Here is an 18334-nt window from a genome sequence, read left to right as displayed (position 1 = left end):
ATGCGCGAATACAACTTCGACGGGCTCGTTGGGCCCACCCACAATTACGGCGGTCTCTCGCCCGGCAACCTGGCGTCGCAGAGCCATGTCGGTGAGCCCAGCCACCCCCGGGACGCGGCCCTCCAGGGGCTGGAGAAGATGCGCTTCGTGTCCGCCCTGGGGGTGGGACAGGCGGTGCTGCCGCCCCAGCCGCGCCCGTCCCTGCACGCGCTGAGGGCGCTGGGCTTCACGGGCTCGGACGAGGAGGTCATCACCCGGGCCGCGCGCGAGGCCGAGCACCTGCTGCGCTTGACGTCCAGCGCGTCCTCCATGTGGACGGCCAACGCGGCCACGGTGGCGCCCAGCGCGGACACGGCGGATGGCCGGGTGCACCTGACGCCGGCCAACCTGTCGCAGATGTACCACCGGGCCATCGAGGCGGAGACGACGCACTCGGTGCTGCGCGCCATCTTCTCCAATGAGAAGTACTTCGCGGTGCACGCACCGCTGCCGGGCAGCGGGCACTTCGCGGATGAGGGCGCGGCCAACCACACGCGGCTCGCCACGCCCGGGCACGCGGGCGTCCATCTGCTCGCCTGGGGCCGCAGCGCGTGGCAGGACGTGCAGGGGCCCAGCCGCTTCCCCGCGCGGCAGACGCTGGAGGCCAGCCAGGCGCTGGCGCGGCTGCACCGGTTGGACGCGAAGTCGGTGCTCTTCCCGCAGCAGCACCCCGAGGGCATCGACGCGGGGGCCTTCCACACGGACGTGCTGGCGGTGGGCAACGAGCGGTTCCTGATGCTGCACGAGCTGGCCTTCGTGGACCACGCGGGGCTCCTGGCGGTGCTGCGCGAGAAGCTGGGGCAGGACTTCCGCGCGGTGGTGGCCACGAAGGCAGAGCTGCCGACGAAGGACGCGGTGAAGGCATACCCGTTCAACTCGCAGGTGCTGACGCTGCCAGACGGCACCATGGCGATTGTGGCGCCGGTGGAGAGCCGGGAGACGCCCGCGGCGCGGCAGTTCCTGGAGCGTGTGGTGGCCGAGGACACGCCGGTGAAGGCCGTGCACTACCTGGACGTGCGCCAGTCGATGAACAACGGCGGCGGACCGGCCTGCCTGCGCCAGCGCGTGTGGCTCACGGACGAGGAGCGCGGGGCCATCAAGGCGGACGTCTTCTACACGCCCGCGCTGCATGACTCGCTGGCCGGCTGGGTGCGGCGGCACTACCGCGAGGTGCTGCGGCCCAAGGATTTGCAGGACCCGCAGTTGGCGCGGGAGACGATGACGGCACTGGATGAGCTGACCCGGATTCTCAACCTGGGCAGCGTCTACGACTTCCAACGCTGAGGCGTACAACGGCCGCTGGGCTTCCAGCTCAGCGCGCGTCCAGGGGCTGGAAGGTGACGCCCTCCAGCTTCAGTCGGTCTGCCGCGACCGCCATGCGTTCGGTCGCGATGACGAGGGTGGGGTAATCCCTCAGCCGGAACAGGTCCACCTCGGCGGGTAGCGTCTCCCGCGCGAGCCAGTATGTATCTGGCAGGCGCTCACTGGCCTCGCTTCCGCACTTCGCGCAGGTGGGCGCACGGGGATGCACGAAGCAGTCGGGATGCAGCCGGCCATGAAGCGCCAGTTGCAACTCGCGGAGCACCGGAGGGTTCTTCCCTCGGAAGGTCACGTCGAGACGACACCCGGTGAGTCCCCGGACGCCTTCGCCCTGCAACACCGCCAGCGCTTCGTCGCGAATGACGAGCGTCCAGTCCTGCAATGCGAGCTGACCGAATGCCCCTGTCGCCGCGCCTGTCAGGGGGCCGAGCCGGGTTCCGGGCTCCAGGACCGCGCCCTCGGGCACCAGGGGCCTGACACGCTCGCGCAGTTGGGCAAAGACCTCGAAGGGGACGGGCCAGGGGTCGGAGAACGGCTTCAACTCGGCCGTCGAGAAACTCGACAGGTCGACCCCCGGATATTGCACGCCCGCCCAGCCGCCGCCGACTCCACACTCAGTGCAGGGTTCCACACCCGGGAGGCCCCACTTGTGCGCGGCTCGGCTCAGGTCGCCCGTGAAGCGCGACGTCGTGCTCGCTTCGACTCGGTAGAACCTCACGCCCTCTCACTCCTTCTCATGAGAATCGCCTTCATAGGGCTTCTATCCGGGGCCCACGCATTCCAGGCGTGATGGGCATGTTGTAGGGCACGACCGGGCCCGACAGCTCGAAGCGAAAGGCGAGCTCGACTGCATGCCGCATGATGACGTCCCGCGAGGGGGGCCGGGGATTGGCCACCACGAACTGCCGCCACGCGTTGTTCCACGCCCCTCCCGGCCCCATGCCCTTCCCGCTGTGAATCTGCCGGTGAACGTGCTCCGGGACGACCAGGGTGAACTGGTGGATGTCGATGCCTGCCGCCCGAAACCACGCCGCGAGCCGGGGTTCCTGTGGAAAGAGGTGATGTTTGATGAGCTTTCCGTGCGGTCGGGGTATCGCGGGGATGAAGACGGGAGAGCGCCGCGCCAGCGGCGCCGTCGCGAGAGGCCGTGCGTCCCCTCGAATCCCTGTACGGCGCTGCCACCAGTTTCGGTAGGTGCCCGTCCCACGGAAAGCGGGGCTGCCCGTCGCCTTCTCGACCGCCCCTGCCGTCGGCGCATGCGTTACGACGTCGTCCGTCACGTCCTCGCACCGGAAGAGGCCGCAATCACCTTCATCACAAACCAGGACGATGCAGCGCGGCTCGCTCGATGCGCTGCACCCGTCGACATCCGCTTGCCACTTCGCGGATTCCCACTCACGCATCACGGGGGACGCTGTACTGCACGCGAGCACGCCCAGAAGGAGGCAGCAGAGCGTCAGGAGCCGTAGCGACCCGTTCATGGCGGCTCAGTCTATCCGAACGCCCGGCTGCCCTACGCACGGGCGGCCAGGCGCTCCGTGGTCGGCTGTAAGCCCGAGTGTGGCAGGAGCCCGTGGTCGGACGCGCTGGCGGGCATCACCTTCTTTCTAGAGGAGGTGAGCTTCCCCATGATTCCCGAAGCGATACAGCACTATCTGCGCCGCAACGGGGTGCGTTTCGAGCGGTACTGGCACCCGCGTGCCGTCAGCGCTCAAGAAGTGGCCGAGTCGCTGCACGTCTCCGGCTGGCGCGTGGCCAAGTCCGTCATCGTGATGGCGGACCGGCAGCCATGGATTGTCGTCGTCCCCGCGGCGGGCACCGTCGACCTGAACCAGGTCCGAGACATGCTGGGTGCCCGGCACGTCCGCCTCGCGACCGAGCCGGAATTCTCCGGCCACTTTCCCGACTGCGAGGTGGGCGCAGAGCCCCCCTTTGGTGAGCTCTACGGCGTGCCCGTCGCCGTTGATGAATCCCTCAGCCTGGCGGAACGGCTGCTCTTCCGCGCGGGCTCCCACGAAGAGTCACTCGAGCTGCGCTTCCAGGACTTCGCCACCCTGGAGTGGCCTCTGGTGGCCTCCTTCATCGAGAAGGACCAGCAACTCCAGGCCGCCAGCAACACCGGCGCGCACAGCCATCCCCGCGAGGAGGTACACGCCCACGTCTGAACCGGAGCGAGGCCCGGGCGCCTAGTGCGCGTCCCGAGCCTCGCCATCCACGTCCGGGCCGCGCAGCAGGTGCTCCAGTTCCGCCGCGCGCGGGTCCTCCGACAGCGTCTTGCGCCGCGAATCCACGCGCTCGCGCTCCGCGCCTTCCAGCCGTGACACCCAGGCCCGTGCCTCGGCCCGCGCGCCCACGGGAAGATGCCGCATGCCCTCGTGGACCGAACGCGCCGCCGCGTCATAGCGACGCAGCGCCTCCTGGGTCCGAGCCACCGCGAAGAACGCATCCGCGCCAGGCGCGAGCCGGGCCGCAGTCTGCCGCCGCTCCAGTGCGTGGGAGAGCAACCCCTCGCGCTCCAGGCACGCCGCTTCCATGGCCAGCAACCGCGCGCGCTGGGCGTAGTCCGTGATGAAGGGCGCCAGCGCCTGAAGCGTGTCCTTCGCCCGCCGCGTCAGCCCCGCGTCCAGTTGCTGCGCGGCCAGTTGGAACGACAGCGCCACGTTGCCCGGGAAGCGCGCCAACAGCCGCTCCAACGCATGCAGGGCCTCCTCCCGCTTCCCCTGCGCCCGCAGCACTTCCGCGCGCAGCAGGTGCGTGTCCAGCGCGTCCGGCGCCAGGCGCTCCACCTGCGCCCGCGCGGCCTCCGCCGTCTCCAGGTCCCCTCGCAGGATTCGCAACCGGGCCTCGCGCGCCCACAGCGCCGCGGCTTCCGGCTGCCCCGCGAAGTGCTCCCGCGCCCAGCCCGAGTACTCCAGCGCCAGCGCCAACCGCCCCGGCGTGTTGGCCAGCGCATCCAGCAGCCGCACCGCGGTCGCCGGTGAGCGCGGCGTCAGCACCGTGAGCGAGGCCAGGGTCTCCGCCTGCGGCAGGGCCTCGCCCAGCAGCACGGTGGCATCCCCGGCCTCGTGCGCCAGCCGGTACTCCAGGAAGCCCTGGGCGCTCCGGCCCAACGCCAGCAGCGCCCGCGCCGCCACCCGGTGGGAGCTGGCATCCAACGGCGCCAGGTACAGTGCCCGGTTGACCAGGGCCAGCGCCTCCCCTGCCCCCTCACGCCCTCGCGCCGCGTGCGCCGATGCCACCAGCCGGTACAACAGGTAGTCCGAGGGGTGCCGGTCCACCAGGGCCAGTCCCCGCACGTGGACCTCCCGCGCGGATGCCCCCGACGTGATGAGCCGCGCCAGCTCCGCCTCCGCGTCGCCCAGGCGATGACGGCCGGGCACCAGCGCCACCAGCGCCACCGCAGTGAGCGCCAGCCCCGTCCCCAGCACCGCGCCCGAGGGCCGCGCGCACCACGCCTTCTCCTCGACGGCCCGCTCCCGGGGACGCGCCACCGCGCCCAGCGCAACCAACGCCGCCACCGCGGACGCGGGCAATTCCAAGCTGAAATCGAAGAGGTCGTGCAGCGCCAGCGCCGCCACGCCCGCGAGCGCCGCCAGGTCCACCGTCTCCAGCCCCTCACGGCGCAGCAGCCGCAAGAAACCCCAGACTGCCACCGCCAGCAGCACCAGCCCCAGCGCGCCCAGCTCCGCCGCGACCTGCAACACCGCGTTCTCCGGGTGCGTGAAGGTGTTGGGATTGGGCTCCGACTGGTAGCGCGGAAACGCCGCCTCGAAGGCGCCGCGCCCCATGCCCAGCATGGGAAACGCCCGCGCGGCGTCCGCCAGCATCGGCCATAGCGCCACCTTGGACTGGCGCAGCTTCTCCACGCTGTCCGCGGTGCGCGCCTCCGCCCACAGGCCGTCCGCCGCCGTGTACGCACCCACCATCAGCACGCCCAGCAGCCCCAGGAGCGCCGCGGCGCTCCGGGCCCATACCGGGGGCGCCCCTTCACTGGACGCGTGTCGATTGCGAAGCAGGAACAGCGCCAGCAGCGCCTGTCCGAAGGCGAAGAAGGCAATGCCTCCGCGCGACAGCGACAGCACCACGCCCAACCCCGACACGCCCGCCGCCAGCGCGTATGGCAACGCCCGCGACTGATGTCCGCGCGTCAGCGCCAGCCCCACGCCCAGCGTGGACGCCAGCGCGAGGAAGCCGGCCAGGTGGTTCGGGTTGCCAAAGGGCGTCACCAGCGTGGGCCGCGCGTGCATCCAGTGCATCAGCCCGAAGAGGGACTTCACGCCCAGCAACGCATGGCCCAGCCCCACCACCGTGAGGCCCGCGCCAGTGAAGACCACCGCCGCCAGCAACCGCTCCCGGCTGCCCCGCGAGCGACTCACCTGCACCGTCGCGAGGAAGGCCAGCAGGTAGGCCAGGTGCTTCGCCAGCTCGCGCCAGGTGGCGGATGGGTCCAGCGACACCGGCCGCGCCCGCTCCAGCCCCAGCGGCACCAGCGCGAACTCCCGCAGCGCGGCCGCCTCCGGACTCAGCAGGCGCAGGACACCGTCCGGCAAAGGCACCAGTTGCACCGCGCACAGGCCCGCCCCCATGGCCAGGGGCACTGCCAGCAGCGGAACGCGCAGCGACTGGCCCTGCCGCTTCGCCCCTATCGCCGCCAGCACCGCCGCGGCGCCGGACAACAGCACCAGCGGCCCCAGCAGCCACCCCGCGGCGCCGCCCAACGCCAGCGGACACACCACGACGAGCGCCGCCAGCGCCGCCTCGGCGAACAGGGTGAATCGAGAGGCACTGCGGGAAGCGCGGGGCATGCGGGGATTGGCCGGGTGAGTATCACAGCACCCGCGCCCCTCGCCCGTCCCCCCGCTTCCAGGACGAGCCGCCAGCAGACCGGACGTGCGCGAAAGGTGACATCAGAAGGCGAAGGCGACCAGCGGGATGCCAGCGCGCGGCGTCCACTGCCGCGTCTGCATGGCCCCTCGCGCGTCCCGGCGGGCCTTCACGTCGCGCAGCTCATCCTCCAGGCGGATGCGCTCGCGAACCAGGCTTTCCCGGTGGGCCCGGTTGATACCCGCTTGCTTGGAACCCGTGACGACGCCCGCGATGAGCAGCCCCACCCCCGCGACTCCGCCCAGCGTCGTGCCCACCCCCAGGGCCAGCAAGGTGCCGGCGTCGTCGTCATTCGACGCGCTCATGCCGACGATGATGAGGGGAATGCCCAATAGCAGCAGCGGGGACAGCACGTAACCCGAGTACGCCATCACCAACGACCCCGCGGGCCAGTTCGTGTCAACGGAGCGAATCTCGCTCTGGAGCATCGCGATCTGCTGCGTCAGCTCACGAGCGCGGGCGTCCAGGTCCACCGGCAGGGGCGGCGGCGTGGACGTCCCAGAGACGTCCGGCGCCTCCTCCGCCGGGGCCTGGGCCACGAGGAGCCGGGCGGACACGGGCCGCTCGGACACGGACGTCAGAAGTGAGTGGGACGTCGAAGTGGACGCGGTGGCCAGCAGCGCAGCGGCGACGATTGACAACATGTGTGGCGTTTCCCCCAGGTGAGGAGCAGCCGGGCGACCCTAGCATCCGCCCAGGCACGAAGGACTCGAAGCCAGCTTGCATCCAGGGGACCTTCTGGCATGTTCGCCGCAGCCATGCGCCGCTTCATCGTCACCGCCGCCCTCCTCTGTTCCGCCCTGTCCAGCCTCACCGGCTGCAAGGGCGCCTGCCGCGAGCTGTCTGAGAAGCTGTGCGACTGCTCCATCAACTCGGTGGAGAAGGAGGCGTGTCTCCGCCGCGCCTCCCAGGAGGAGAACCGAGTGGAGCCCACCGCCGAGGACGAGGCCGTGTGCGAGGAGCGCCTGGCTGGTTGCGACTGCCGCGCCATCGAGACCGACGAAGGCAAGCGCGCCTGCGGCCTCTCCCGCTGAGGCGGCACACCCGACCGGAGGCTCCGGGCGCCTGTGCCCCGGACGCCGCCCGTCTCGCTTGACGGCGCCAGCCCGCCGCTCAGGTCCCCGACTCCACCGGCTTCACGGGCTCGCGCGGCGCACCCTCCACCCAGGGCGTCAGCGCGGCGCGGACGCGTGAGCGCAGCGGCGTCTCCACGGCGCGGTGCACCCACAGCGACGCGGGCACGCCCAGCAGCAACACGGTGGCCAGCAGCCCTTCGGGCGTGCGCAGCTCCACCCAGGGCGACACCCAAGCCCCCAGGCCCTTGGCCGCCTCCGACACCGGGTACTGGAGCAGGTAGAGCGCGTAGCTAGCGCCCCCCAGTTTCACCAGCGTGGGCCGTGACAGCAGCCAGCCCAGGGCGCCTCCACCCCGCGCCAGTCCGTACACCAGCAGCCCCGACACGGGCGCCAGCAAGGCGTTGTGCATCAGCGGGTACGGCACCCTCGAGCCCGCCGCGCCCGCCGCCACCAGCAGCGCCGTCCCCAGCGCCGCCAGCACAGCGCCGGAGCCCTTCACCCCTCCCGTCGCACGCTCGCGCACGAAGCACCAGCCCAGCAGGACGCCGAAGAGGAACTCCGGCAGCCGCGCCAGCGGGTTGAACTTGAGCGCCATCAGCCAGGGCCCCGACGCATGCACGTCCACGGGGCCCGGGCCGTCCGGCAGGAGCGCCAGGTACAGCAGCGGCGGCAGCAACCCCAGCACCCACGCGCCGCCCAGGGCCACGGGGAGCCACGCGGGCTTGAGCCGGGGCAGCCCCTTCGCCAGCCGGGGAAAGAGGCCGTAGAAGCAGGCCTCCACCGCCACGGACCAGCCCGGCGGATTCCAGTACAGCGCGAGCCGGGGAACCCAGGCCTGGAGCAGCGCCAGCGTCACCCCCCCGCCCACCGCGAGCTTCGCGGCGGCCACCTTCCAGCCGTTGTCCGCCACGGACGCGGCGATGGTGGTGGGCGCGGACAGGAGGAACGTCAGCACGTAGACGGGGTACACGCGGGCGACGCGCGCGGCCCAGAAGGCCCTGGGCGACGTCTCCATGCGCCCGTCCGCGTCCAGGTAGTTCCAGGCGAGCACGAAGCCGGACAGGACGAAGAAGACGCCCACCGCGGCGTAGCCCGCGCCCACCCAGTCGCGCAGCGCTTCCGGCGCCGTGCCCAGGCACGGCGCCGCGAAGTGGAACGACACGACGTGCAGGGCCGCGACGAAGCGCAGCCCCGTCAGCGCGTCGAGGGCCCTGCTCCCACTCACCGCTACCGCCGGCCGATGCCGTAGTACGTGAAGCCCAGCTCACGCATGCGCGTGGGGTCGTACACGTTGCGGCCGTCGAACACGACGGGCGACTTCATCAGCGTCTTCATGCGCTCGAAGTCCGGGTGGCGGAACTCGTTCCACTCCGTCACCACGAAGAGGCCGTCCACGCCCTCCAGCGCCTCATAGGGCACGGAGGCGTAGCGGATGCGATCACCGAAGACGCGTCTGGCCGTGTGCGGAGACACCGGGTCGTGCGCAATCACCTGGGCGCCCTTGCCGATGAGGCCCTCGATGACCTCGATGGACGGCGCCTCGCGCATGTCGTCCGTCTTCGGCTTGAAGGCCAGACCCCACACGCCGAACTTGCGGCCCTCCAGCGAGCCGTAGTGCTTGGCCGCCTTGTTCACCAGCAGCTTCTTCTGGCGCTCGTTGGTGCGCTCCACCGCGCGCAGCAGGTCCAGCTCCAGGCCGTAGTCACGCGCGGTGGCCACCAGCGCCTTCACGTCCTTGGGGAAGCAGGAGCCGCCGTAGCCCACGCCCGGGAAGAGGAACGGATAGCCGATGCGCTTGTCCGACCCCAGGCCCTTGCGCACGAAATCCACGTCCGCGCCCACCTTCTCGCAGAGCGCGGCGATGTCGTTCATGAAGGAGATGCGCGTGGCCAGCATCGCGTTGGCCGCGTACTTCGTCAGCTCCGCCGAGCGCGTGTCCATGAACAGCACCGGGTTCTCGGTGCGCACGAAGGGCGAGTACAGGTCCGCCATCACCTTGCGGGCGCGCTCGGAGTCCACGCCAATGACGACGCGGTCGGGCTTGAGGAAGTCGTCCAGCGCGGCGCCTTCCTTGAGGAACTCCGGGTTGGAGACGACGTCGAACTCGATGTCCGTCACCTTGCGGATGGCCTCGCGCACCTTGTCCGCGGTGCCCACCGGCACGGTGCTCTTGTCCACCACCACCGTGTACTGCTTCATCGCCTTGCCAATCTGCTCGGCGGCGGCCAGCACGTACTGGAGGTCGGCGTCGCCGCTCTCACCTTCCGGCGTGCCCACGGCGATGAAGACGACCTGGGCGTTGGTGACGGCCTCCGTCAGGTCCCGGGTGAAGAACAGGCGCTTCTCGCGCACGTTCTTCTTGATGAGCTCCTCCAGGCCGGGCTCGTAGATGGGCACCTCGCCCGCCTGGAGCATGCGGATCTTCCGCTCGTCGATGTCCACGCACGTGACGTCGTTACCCGAGTCCGCGAAACAGGTGCCCGCGACCAGGCCGACGTAGCCGGTTCCGATGATGGCAATACGCATTGAGGGAGCCCCAGTGAATGTCTCTTGATGGACTCATACGCCGGGAGGGAGTCCGAAAGAAAGCCCATCCCCGTCACCGGGGCTCCTCTGCGTGCAGCCGGGCTTACTGGCCCGTGAGCAGGCGGCGAACCCGTTCCATCCCCTTGAGGGCCGAGGTCCGGCCGGGGGTGCATACAGGACCCACCACCGTCCGCTCCAGCAGCTCCCGCGTCGCCCGGCGCAGTGGCGGCAGCGCGGCGGTGGCGTCCGCGGCGGCGTCCGGGAACAAGCGCGCCACAATCGACAGGGACGTGTAGAGGGCCCGCTCCAGGCGCCACTCCGCGGCCCGGGCCAGCAGCACCGGCACATCCAACGGACGCGAGTACACGCCGCCCATCCACTTCGCGCCGGTGACGAGCTCGCGCAGGTCGATGAAGGACAACCACGGCACCGCGTACCCATGGCGCGCATGCTCCAGCGCCACCAGCAGCACCGCGTCCTCCAGCTCCGGGCGATAGAGCGAGGAGCCATACACGCGCATGGGCTTCGCCCGCTCGAGGATGCCCGCCGTCTGTTCGCGGCGCTGGGGGCCCAGCACGTCCGAATAGAGCAGGATGACCGTGCGCCCGTCGGACACCACCTTCGCGGCGCCGCTGTTCTCCGTGTCGGGCTCTGGGGCGAACTCGTGGTGGGACAGGAAGCCCGAGAAGCCGTCCACGTCCAGGCGCTTCATCAGGATTTGCAGCTCCGGCACGGGGCGGAAGCCCACGTGCGGATAGAGCGAGTCCGCGAAGGACGCGGCCCCCATCAGCACCAGCTTGCGTCCCTCCAGCGCGCCCACGATGCGCTTGAAGTTCACGAGCTTCATCACGTTGTCGTTGACGGAGCCCTGGTAGATGCTGAGCAGCTTGTCCCGCGCCCACTCCGGCGCGTTGCCCGCGCCCAGCCGGTACTCCAGGTTGTAGGCCGCCAGGGGCGCCAGGCCCTGCATGATGGCCCAGTCCACATACTCATCCCAGGGCGCCCCCCGAAGCGCGCCACGCGGCGGGTCGAACGAAGAGAGCACTCGGAAGGTATTGAGAAGACCGGCAGACATGGGCCCCCTTTAACGGTCCGGACGCATGGCCTGCAACGTCCGGATGACGTCACGCCCGGGCGGCAGGGGTGAACAGCCGGCACTGGGCGGCCTTCCAGGGTGGGTCCCCAAACCGGTCCGAGTGAATACCTGGGCCGCCCGGTACGTCGCGGGCCGGGCAGGCTTTCTTGGAGGCGGCATGTCGCAGCAGGGATGGTCGGACGGGCGTCCGGGCCGTTGGCTCACGCTCGGAGCGCTCGGATGGGTGGCGTGCACAGGCACGACACCCGAGGAACCTCCGGCATTCGACAACACCACGGCGGTAGAGTCGGAGGCCCGGTGCGAGGTGCGGCCACCCTTCGAGCCCCACTTCGAGCCCGAGGTGGAGTGGGCGTGGACGGCCAGCCCCCTCATGCCCACGCATACCAACGCGCAGGCCACGCCCGTGGTGGTGGACGTCAACGCGGATGGCGTCCCCGACGTGGTGTTCAACAGCTTCGAGGGCTGGAACTTCAAGACGAACGGCGTGCTGCGCGCCATCAGCGGCGCGGACGGCACGGACCTGTGGGCGGTGACGGCCCCGGCGTACCGCACCCGGGGCTCGGCCAGCGTCGCCGCGGGCGACATCGACGGCGACGGGAAGGTGGAGCTGTGCACCGTGCCGGAGAGCGCCCAGGGCATCATCTGTTTCGAGCACACCGGCGCCTTCAAGTTCCGCGCGGACGGGCCCCCGCTCGACTGGGGCGGCGTGTCCCTGGCCGACCTGGACGGGGATGGCTCGGTGGAAATCATCGCCGGCAACCACGTCTACGACAGCAGCGGGACGCTCCGGTGGGTGGGGAGCGATGGCGCGGGCAGCCCGGCCAACGACACCGGACCGCTGGCGTTCGCGGTGGACCTGGACGGGGACGGGCTCCAGGAGGTGGTGAATGGCCGCGCCATCTACCGGCATGACGGCACGCTCAAGTGCAAGGCGGCGGAGCTGGGCCACGGGCTCGCGGGCGTGGGCAACTTCGACGCGGGCCCCGAGGGCGAAATCGTCGTGGTGTGGGACGGCCACGTGTCCTTGATGGACGCGAATTGCAAGGTGAAGTGGACCGTGCAGCACCTGGGCGGCGGCGTGGGCGGACCGCCGAACATCGCGGACTTCGACGGGGACGGGCAGCCGGAGATTGGCGTGGCAGGCGCGTCCCACTACGCCGTGTTCGAGTCGAACGGCACGGTGAAGTGGCTGAGCCCCACGCAGGACCACAGCTCCAACCGCACGGGTTCCTCCACCTTCGACTTCGAGGGCGATGGCCGCGCCGAGGTCGTCTACGCGGACGAGACGGCGCTGCGCATCTACGACGGCGTGACGGGTCAGGTCCGCTTCGAGGCGCCGCACAGCTCGTGCACCGCGTATGAGAATCCGGTGGTCGCGGACGTGGACGGTGATGGCAACGCCGAAATCATCGTCGCGCAGAACACGGCCTGCGGCTACGGCGACTTCCAGGGCATCCGCGTGTACCGGGACCGCAAGGACGGCTGGGTGAACACGCGGCGCATCTGGAACCAGCACGCCTACTCCGTCACCAATGTGAATGACGACGGCACCCTGCCCGCGCGTCCGGTGAGCAACTGGCTGGCGCCGGGGCTCAACACCTTCCGCACCAACAGCCAGGGCACGGGCACCGTGCGGCCCTTCGCGGCGCCGGACCTCGCCATCGGTCAGGTGACGGCCACCTGCACGGGCGAGGGCGCGGTGACGCTCGGCGCGCGGGTGCGCAACCAGGGGGACTCGGCGGCCTCGGCGGGGGTCCAGGTGGCCTTCTACCAGGACGCGGTGGGCGAAAGCGGCACGCTCCTGGGCGTGGCCACCGTGGCGCACACGCTGGAGGCGGGCGCGCAGGCGACCGTGGAGCTGGCGCTCAACACCCCGGAGAGTGGCTGGGTGCTGGTCTACGCGGTGGTGGATGACGACGGCACCGGCACGGGACGTGAGCAGGAGTGCCGCGAGGACAACAACGTCGCGTCGGCGCAGCTGAAGCTGGCGTGCGCGCCCAACGAGCCTCCGGTGGCGCTGTGCCGGGACGTCGTCGTGGAGGCGGACGCGCAGTGCCGCGCGTCGGCCAACGTGGACCACGGCAGCCATGACCCGGACGGACAGCCGGGCCCCTTCACACTGACGCAGACGGCGCCCGGGCCCTTCGGCCTGGGGCGGCATGCCGTGACGCTGACGGCCCACGACGGCGAGGACAGCGCGGTGTGCCAGGCGACGGTGAAGGTGGTGGACACGACGCTGCCGTCCATCCTCTGCCCGGCGCCGCAGGTGCTGGAGTGCGTGGCGGGCGGCGCGCGGGCTACCTACACCGCTCGGGCGGAGGACAACTGCGGGCCGGTGTCGGTGACGTGCACGCCGCCGGATGGCTCCCGGTTCCCGCTGGGGCGCTCGGTGGTGGACTGCAACGCGGTGGATGGCTCCGGCAACGCGTGCGGCTGCGCCTTCTCCGTGACGGTGCGGGACACGCGGGCGCCCGTGCCCGGCGCGTCCCTGGGCAAGCGGCTGTGGCCGGCGGACCACCAGTACCGCACGGTGACGCTCGCCGAGTGCGCGGCGCCCGCGAAGGACGCGTGCATGGGAGACCTGTCGCTGGAGCGGTACGGCCGCATCGTCCGGGTGACGTCGGATGAGTCCGAGGACGTCGCGGGCATCTGCGACGGCGCCACTTGCGACGACATCGACGTGCGGGTGAATGCCACCTCCATCCAGTTGCGCGCAGAGCGCGACGACACCGGGGATGGCCGCGTCTACACGGTGCACTACGTGGTGGAGGACCCGTCCGGGAACCGGGCCGACGGACGCTGCACCATGGAGGTACCGCGCGATTCGGCCGGCCAGCAGGTGCACGACAGCGGGCCGAAGTACTGCGTGGGCCAGGGCTGCGGACCGGGACTGGGCGGCAGCCCGCTGTGCCCGTGAGGTGAAGGGGCGACGGCGGGCTGAACCGGCAGGTTCGGTCACCCGCTGTCGCTATCGCCGCCCGTGGAGTTTTCAATTTCGTGAGGAAGCCTCACGCGGCTACGTGGGCGCAGGGCGTCCTGTAGAAAAATGCGCGTTCGCTTGCGCTCGCGTGCCATTCATTAGACGGCGGAGCGGGTGTCTGCTCCCAGGCATGCCCGTCATCATCCGCGGAGCCCGTGTCCGATTCCTAAAATCGAAGCCCGGGGACGGCCCGAAGCCGCCACCGCGGCCGCCCTGCGAGTACTGCGGAAAGGCGTGGCACGAATTCGCCGCCCAGTGGGGCTCGCACCTGGGCAACTCCCTCGAATTGCGTGAGAACATCCTGGCGGGGAGAGAGGCCAGCGAGCACCCCTGGTACACCGGTGGCTGGTCCATTGCCGCCCATCACCTCATCTGCTCGGAAGCCATGGCCGATGACGAGGCCTGGGCGCGTATCTGCCGGGACTTCGGCTACGACATCAACAGGCGTGAGAATGGCGTCATGCTTCCCATGGTGATGGCGGTGGCGTGCGAGCTCTACGTGCCAGTCCACAAAGGCCCTCACTCTGGGGGATGGGCCTTTGACATGGACCTGGCGTACCCCGAGGCCGTGAAACGCCAACTGAGACGAGTCGCGGAGGCGGTGGAGAGTGGCTCGTGCTGTGCCCAGCAGGAGGCGCTCACTCGCAAGCTGGACAGAATCAGCCAGCAGATTCTGGGGAAGCTGATGAGCGGCCAGTGGACGCTCACCACTGACGGGCTGGACTACCTTCCGGAGGGGAGGGGCTGCGCAGGAGTCGCAAGCATTCAGGACAAGCCGAGAAGGGCATGCCCGCGCAAGCGCCAACATGGGCATAGGCACGCGGAGACGGGGAAGCCTCTCCAGCGACGGGAACTTCAAGTCGGAGCGTAGGCCATGCAGGACGATTACTTCGTATTGATGCGGGCGCGTTCCCAGCAGCACCCTCTCTTGGCGTGGGCGCAGAGCTACCGCCCGTTCCTCAAGGGCCGCCCCGTGGAGGTGACGGAGCCCGTGCAGTTGATGTTGGGTGAGCCGGTTCCCCCCAGGCCCGTCATGGTGGACCACCACAGTCTGCCCGACCCCGTCGTGTCCCCCAGGGTCAAGGTGGTGCTCGACGAGGCGCGGCTCCATGGTGTGCAGCTCGTCGCGGCTGGAGTTCAGGTGGGCGACGCAACCTTGACCTACTGGCTCGTCCACATGTGGCGCCGCATCGCGTGTGTTGACCGTGAGCGCTCGGAGCTGACGGTGGACCCGGATGACGGCGACGTGCTGGATATCCAGCGTTTGGTGCTCGATGAAGAGGTCCTTGGGGAGGTCCCGCTCGAAGAGCGGCTGGCCTTTCGGCTCGCCGAGTCCGTGGTTCATCTCTTTCACCGCACGGTGGTGGAGCGGGTGCTCTCCCTGACGCCTCCGCCCGAAGGACTGCGGTTCATCCCCGTGACGGAGTGGGGCGACTCGGCGGCGTTCCACTGACGAAGGCGACCAGCGCGCAGGTGCCGGTATCAGTCCTCCCTCACCTGAAAGCATGGCGCGCGTTGCGGCCTCGCAGTGGTTGCCGTCCAGGGCTTGGGGCCGCCACTCCGCACGCTCAGCATGGCCACGGACCAGGAGGTGGCCTGAAACACCATGCCGCTCTCAATGGCCAGCCCCGCCATCATGAGCCCGACCGGGCCGCTGGCCTCCCCCTGCGCTCGAAGCGCGTGCAGTTCCTGTGTCCGTGCGGCAACCGGGTCCGGCGGTACATCGCCAAATCCCAACCCCGGATGATTCGCACTCGCGCGGCTCCGAGACGCTGCTCAGCCCGGGCCGCGAAGCCTGGCACGCACTGCATTGCGCACGCGGCGCACGCCATACCGCGCCACGGAGCTGGCCCGTGGCGCCAGCAGCACCTTCGCAGCCATCCATACGGCCCGGCTGTCCAGCAGCGTCGCGGCCAGGAGCCGCTCGGCGGAGAAGAAGCGCCGCGCCAGGAGCCGTTGCCAACGGGGAGGCGCCAGGGCCTTCAACAGGCTGTCCGGCACCGGCGCGGCTAGGAGCCGCCGCGCCGCGTCCCACGCGTACCAGACCGCATGTGGAAAGGCCGTATCCCGCGCGCGCTCTGCCACGGTTCGCCAGTCCAGCCCCCCGCCAGACAGCGCCAGCAGCTTCAAGTCGAACAGCCACGCCAGCCGCTGCAACGCGTGGTTGCTCGCATGCAGCGCCAGGTACACGGCCTCGTCCTCGGGCCGCAGCCAGCGCACGGCCCGCCCCTCTACCGTCCCCGCCTCCGCTCGCGCCAGCAGCGCGTCTCCCTCCAACGCCTCGCCCCACCCCGCGAGCGCGCGGAAATGCAGCTCCACCAACCCCATGGGCCCCGCCAACTCCAGGTGGTGCGAGTCCTCCTCTTCATGCCGGGCCGCGTCCGCATGTCTGGGCTTCAGCCCCACTGCGCCCAGGGCCTGAACCGAGGCCTCCACGGCGTCGCGCGCCACCAGCAGGTCCACGTCCGTGGTGGCTCGCTGCAACGGGTCCTGATACAGCCGCAGCGCCAGCCCGTACCCCTTGAGTAGCACCGGCACCTGCCCCACCGTCGCAAGTGCGTCCAGGCTTCGCAGCAGCAGTGCCTTCACGCGCAGCGCCCGCGCCGCGTTCCCCAGGGCCTCCCGGCGCAGGGACGCGCTCGTGGACTCGGGCAGCACCCAGCCCGCCCGTCCCACCGCGTGCGCCACGAAGCCCACCAGCCCGTGGCGCACCGCCGCGCGCACCAGCGCCTCCGCGTCCACGCCATCCGGCGGCGCGCCCAAGGGGGCGTCTGGCCATGCACGCAGCAAGGCCAGGAGCGCGCTCGCGCCCCCGGGCGTCAAAGTCTGCTCACGGGTGCGCGGCACGGCGTGCCCGTCTGGCATCACTTCCTCATCGCGACCAGGCGTCCAGGCTCGGCGTCGGCCCGGGGCCGGAGCCGCCCGGCGCTCTCCGCCACCGCGTCCGCCACCTGCTCCAGCGCCAGCTCCTCATCGCGGTTGATGGCGGCACGGCCATCCCGCCACACCAGCAGCATCGCGCCCAGCACCTCGCCGTCGACCTCAAGGGTGATGCGGACCTCGAATGGCATCCCCGATCCCGCGGGCCGCTGGGCTTCGAAGACGACGTTGTCCGCGAGCCCCGTGGGACGGACGCGCTGGAAGTGCAGCTCCTGGCGCGACAGGCCCAGGGCATCCGCCAGCGGGCGCACCGCGTCCCACACCGCCTCCAGCGAAGGCGACGCTCGCACCGCGCGGGTGACGTCCTTCACCATGGTCCGCAACCAGAGGTTGCGCTGACGTACCTGGTGCATGTCCCTGGCGCGGCCCAGGTCCAGGTAGCCCAGCCGCCGCATCAGCAACACGATGAGCACGCCCATGCCACACAGCAGCACGGCGCTCTGCGCGCTGCTGGCGAAGCTCAGCGCCAGCGCCACCAGCATGAAGAGGCCACACAAGCCATACAGCACCAGCACGGTGGCGCGGTGGCTGAGCACCAGGTGGCTCATCAGCCGGTGATGGATGTGCTCCCGGTCAGCGCTGAACATCGGCCGCCCCAGCAGCGAGCGCCGCACCATGGCCAGCAGTGTGTCAATGATGGGCAGCCCCAGCGCCATCACCGGCACCAGCATGGCCACTGCCGTGCCACTCTTGGTGCTCGTCTTGATGGACACCGCGGCCAGCACGAAGCCCAGGAACATGCTCCCGGTGTCCCCCATGAAGATGGAGGCCGGGTTGAAGTTGAACACCAGGAACCCAAGGATGGCGCCCGCCAGTGCCGCCATCAGCAATGACAGCAGCACGTCGCCTCGCGACAGCGCGAGGATGAAGTTGGTGCCGACGCCGAAGAAGGCCACGCCGCCCGCGAGCCCATCCAGGCCGTCGATGAGGTTGAGCGCGTTGACCACGCCCACCACCCACAACACGGTGAAAGGCAGACTCAACGCGCCCAACACCAACTCCGGGCCGAACGGGTTGGCGATGACGTCGATGCGGAACCCCATGGCATACAAGCCGAACGCCACCGCGAACTGGACAGCGAACTTCAGACGGGCGCCCGCGCCCCGCAGGTCATCGTAGAGGCCCAGCGCCACAATCGCCGCGCCGCCCAGGAACAGGCCCGCCACCAGCTCCGTGTGGGAGCGGAAGTGGTACCCCACGCCAGAGTCCACCAGGAACAACGCGCACAGCGGCGCGAAGAACCCACCGACGATGCCCACCCCGCCCAGCCGGGGAATCGGCCGGACATGGACCTTCCGGCTGGAATTCGCCTGGTCCAGCCATCCCCACGCCAGGGCCCTATCACGCACCAGCCGCGTCAGCGCCAGTGCCACCAGCAGCGAGACGAAGAAGGCGACCAAAAGCGTAATCATGGGGCGTGCACCGTCCGCGCATCGTGGCGGCCGGTGGCTCCACGCGTCAATGCACGCGGGA

At 70.4% G+C, this 18334-nt stretch carries 15 protein-coding genes; 6 read left to right on the top strand and 9 right to left on the bottom strand.

Annotated elements, in window-relative coordinates:
* Nucleotides 1–1323: an N-succinylarginine dihydrolase gene (gene astB, locus F8M74_RS22115; RefSeq protein WP_141256841.1), complete on the top strand. Its 1323-nt coding sequence runs from the start codon at nt 1–3 to the stop codon at nt 1321–1323.
* A 28-nt stretch (nt 1324–1351) separates the two neighbouring features.
* Here the strand turns inward: astB and F8M74_RS22110 are convergent, their stop codons facing one another.
* Together F8M74_RS22110 and F8M74_RS22105 are read right to left on the bottom strand one after the other, a co-directional pair.
* A complete protein-coding gene (locus F8M74_RS22110) occupies nt 1352–2077 on the bottom strand; it encodes a double-CXXCG motif protein (protein WP_141256842.1) in 726 nt (241 codons plus the stop codon).
* Nucleotides 2078–2108: 31 nt separating this feature from the next.
* Nucleotides 2109–2840 (bottom strand): TIGR02269 family lipoprotein, encoded by a 732-nt coding sequence (locus F8M74_RS22105; RefSeq protein ID WP_141256843.1) that lies wholly within the window; start codon nt 2838–2840, stop codon nt 2109–2111.
* Nucleotides 2841–2987: 147 nt separating this feature from the next.
* Here F8M74_RS22105 and F8M74_RS22100 point away from each other — a divergent pair, with 147 nt between their 5' ends.
* On the top strand, nt 2988–3524 hold the full coding sequence (locus F8M74_RS22100; protein ID WP_171410515.1) for an aminoacyl-tRNA deacylase: 537 nt from the start codon (nt 2988–2990) through the stop codon (nt 3522–3524).
* A 21-nt stretch (nt 3525–3545) separates the two neighbouring features.
* On the opposite strand, the gene F8M74_RS22095 is transcribed toward F8M74_RS22100, so the two are convergent.
* Both F8M74_RS22095 and F8M74_RS22090 read right to left on the bottom strand, forming a co-directional pair.
* Complete coding sequence (locus F8M74_RS22095) at nt 3546–6164, bottom strand: O-antigen ligase family protein (RefSeq protein WP_141256845.1); 2619 nt, start codon at nt 6162–6164, stop codon at nt 3546–3548.
* A 102-nt stretch (nt 6165–6266) separates the two neighbouring features.
* The gene (locus tag F8M74_RS22090) at nt 6267–6887 is read right to left on the bottom strand and encodes a hypothetical protein (RefSeq protein WP_141256846.1); all 621 of its coding nucleotides are present in this window, start codon (nt 6885–6887) and stop codon (nt 6267–6269) included.
* Between the two features lie 99 nt (nt 6888–6986).
* On the opposite strand from F8M74_RS22090, the gene F8M74_RS22085 reads away from it, so the two are divergent.
* Nucleotides 6987–7277 carry a hypothetical protein gene (locus F8M74_RS22085; protein ID WP_141256847.1) on the top strand — a complete coding sequence of 97 codons (291 nt, stop codon included), beginning with the start codon at nt 6987–6989 and terminating at the stop codon, nt 7275–7277.
* A gap of 79 nt (nt 7278–7356) precedes the next feature.
* On the opposite strand, the gene F8M74_RS22080 is transcribed toward F8M74_RS22085, so the two are convergent.
* The 3 genes from F8M74_RS22080 to F8M74_RS22070 form a co-directional block, all read right to left on the bottom strand.
* Nucleotides 7357–8544, bottom strand: coding sequence for an acyltransferase (locus tag F8M74_RS22080; RefSeq protein ID WP_141256848.1), 1188 nt, complete (start codon nt 8542–8544; stop codon nt 7357–7359).
* Between the two features lie 2 nt (nt 8545–8546).
* Nucleotides 8547–9845, bottom strand: a complete 1299-nt coding sequence (locus F8M74_RS22075; protein ID WP_141256849.1) for a UDP-glucose/GDP-mannose dehydrogenase family protein — start codon at nt 9843–9845, stop codon at nt 8547–8549.
* 103 nt (nt 9846–9948) lie between these two features.
* On the bottom strand, nt 9949–10920 hold the full coding sequence (locus F8M74_RS22070) for a nucleotidyltransferase family protein (RefSeq protein ID WP_141256850.1): 972 nt from the start codon (nt 10918–10920) through the stop codon (nt 9949–9951).
* Nucleotides 10921–11098: 178 nt separating this feature from the next.
* Between F8M74_RS22070 and F8M74_RS22065 the strand changes: the two genes are divergently transcribed.
* The 3 genes from F8M74_RS22065 (at nt 11099) to F8M74_RS22055 (ending at nt 15374) form a co-directional block, all read left to right on the top strand.
* On the top strand, nt 11099–13858 hold the full coding sequence (locus F8M74_RS22065) for an FG-GAP-like repeat-containing protein (protein WP_141256851.1): 2760 nt from the start codon (nt 11099–11101) through the stop codon (nt 13856–13858).
* 193 nt (nt 13859–14051) lie between these two features.
* Entirely contained in the window at nt 14052–14792 is a 741-nt protein-coding gene (locus F8M74_RS22060) for an AHH domain-containing protein (RefSeq protein ID WP_171410415.1), read from the top strand.
* 3 nt (nt 14793–14795) lie between these two features.
* Nucleotides 14796–15374, top strand: a complete 579-nt coding sequence (locus F8M74_RS22055) for a DUF1629 domain-containing protein (RefSeq protein ID WP_141256853.1) — start codon at nt 14796–14798, stop codon at nt 15372–15374.
* A gap of 323 nt (nt 15375–15697) precedes the next feature.
* Here the strand turns inward: F8M74_RS22055 and F8M74_RS22050 are convergent, their stop codons facing one another.
* Together F8M74_RS22050 and F8M74_RS22045 are read right to left on the bottom strand one after the other, a co-directional pair.
* Nucleotides 15698–16786 (bottom strand): nucleotidyltransferase family protein, encoded by a 1089-nt coding sequence (locus F8M74_RS22050; RefSeq protein WP_141256854.1) that lies wholly within the window; start codon nt 16784–16786, stop codon nt 15698–15700.
* Nucleotides 16786–18273 (bottom strand): MraY family glycosyltransferase, encoded by a 1488-nt coding sequence (locus F8M74_RS22045; RefSeq protein ID WP_141256855.1) that lies wholly within the window; start codon nt 18271–18273, stop codon nt 16786–16788. Before F8M74_RS22045 ends, F8M74_RS22050 begins: the two co-directional genes overlap by 1 nt.
* Between the last annotated feature and the right edge of the window lie 61 nt (nt 18274–18334).

Origin of the sequence: Myxococcus sp. CA023, assembly GCF_010998615.1 — a bacterium.
In the GTDB taxonomy this organism is placed as follows: Bacteria; Myxococcota; Myxococcia; order Myxococcales; family Myxococcaceae; genus Myxococcus.
The sequence above is the reverse complement of the archived record's forward strand: the minus strand, read 5'-3'. Positions and strand labels throughout refer to the sequence as shown.